Source organism: Streptosporangium sp. NPDC023615 (assembly GCF_040640155.1).
Lineage (GTDB): Bacteria > Actinomycetota > Actinomycetes > Streptosporangiales > Streptosporangiaceae > Streptosporangium.
Window position 1 is genome coordinate 1 of record NZ_JBFABE010000174.1, and the last position, 1,507, is coordinate 1,507.

Below are 1,507 nucleotides of genomic sequence, written 5' to 3' on the forward strand. Positions count from 1 at the left end.
AACGTGTGCAGGTCGTGGTGACGGGTCTGCTCGTGCAGGTTCCAGGCGGCGTCGACCTTCGAGCTGACGACGGTGCGCAACTGGTCCTGGGTGAGGTGGGTGAGCGTACCGTCCTGGACGGTGCCCGCGGAATGGACGACGGCGGCCAGGGGGTGCTCGTCGGGGATGGTCCGCAGGGTTTCGGCCAGGGCGGTGGGGTCGGCGGCGTCGCAGGCGGCGATGGTGACGGTGGCGCCGAGCTCGGTGAGTTCCTGGCGGAGCTCGGCGGCTCCCGGGGCCTCGGGGCCACGGCGACTGAGGAGGAGGAGGTGCCGGGCGCCGTGCTCGGTGACGAGGTGGCGGGCGACGGTGGCACCGAGCGCTCCCGTGCCGCCGGTGATGAGGGTGGTGCCCTGGCTCCAGTCGGGGACCTCGTGGAAGGGGGCCGTGGTGCGGGCGAGCCGCGGGGTGAGGGGCCGGCCGTCGCGGACGGCGATCTGCGGTTCGCCGGTGGCCAGCAGGTCCGCGACGGTCTGGATGTCGATGGGGGCGTCGTGGTCGATCAGGGTGATGCGGTCGGGGTTCTCACTCTGAGCGGTACGGATGAAACCCCACAGAGCGGCATTCGCGAGTCGGGTGGGGTCGTCAGGAGCGACCGGCACGGCCTGCCGCGTGAGTACGACCAGGTGACTGCCCGCGAGATCGGGGTGCGCGAGCCAGGTCTGCATGCTGCTCAGCGCCTCGGCCAGCACGGCGTGGACGGCCTCGGGAATGTCCCGGGCGTCGTCCGAGGTGAGCGGAAGCACGATGACCGCCGGGGCGGGCCGCCCCGCCTCGATCGCTTCCGCCAAGGCCGTCATGTCCGGATGGGTGCGCAGCCGCTCGCCCTGCTCGAGCGCGGAGTCGTGCTCACCGACCACGGTCAGGTCCGCGATCTCCCCTGTCTCCGCCGATACAGGCGTCCAGGTCACGTCGAAAAGGCCGTCGCGTGGTACGACCTCGTTCTGTACCAGGTCATCCGTCGGCATCGGGCGCAACGTGAGCGCTCCGATGGTGGCCACCGGTGTCCCGGTGGCATCGGTCATGACCATGGAGACCTCCGGGCCACTGTCCAGCTCAACACGTGTCAGTCGGACGTGGAGGGTGGTGGCGCCGGTGGTGTGGAGGGTGACGTTGTTCCAGGTGAAGGGGAGGTGGGGTGGGGTGGTGGTGTCGGTGATGCCGGGCAGGAGGGGGTGGAGGGCGGCGTCGAGGAGGGCGGGGTGGATGAGGTGGTTGGTGGTGTCGGGGCGGGCGTGGTCGGGGAGGGTGATTTCGGCGTAGAGGTGGTGGGGGGTGTGCCAGAGGTGCTGGAGTCCTTGGAAGGTGGGTCCGTAGGTGTAGCCGTGGGTGGGCAGGTGGGTGTAGGGGTCGTCGAGGGGGATGGGGGTGGCGTTGGGGGGTGGCCAGGGGGTGAGGTCGGTGAAGTCGTGGGGGGTGTTGGTGGTGGGTTGGGTGGTGAGGTGGCCGGTGGCGTGGAGTTGCCAGG

Annotated in this window: 1 protein-coding gene; it reads right to left on the reverse strand. The window is 70.7% G+C overall.

The features are described 5' to 3' along the window. Positions 1-1,507 (reverse strand): SDR family oxidoreductase (locus AB0G16_RS38745; protein WP_362816019.1); only part of this gene is annotated, 1,507 nt, incomplete at both ends.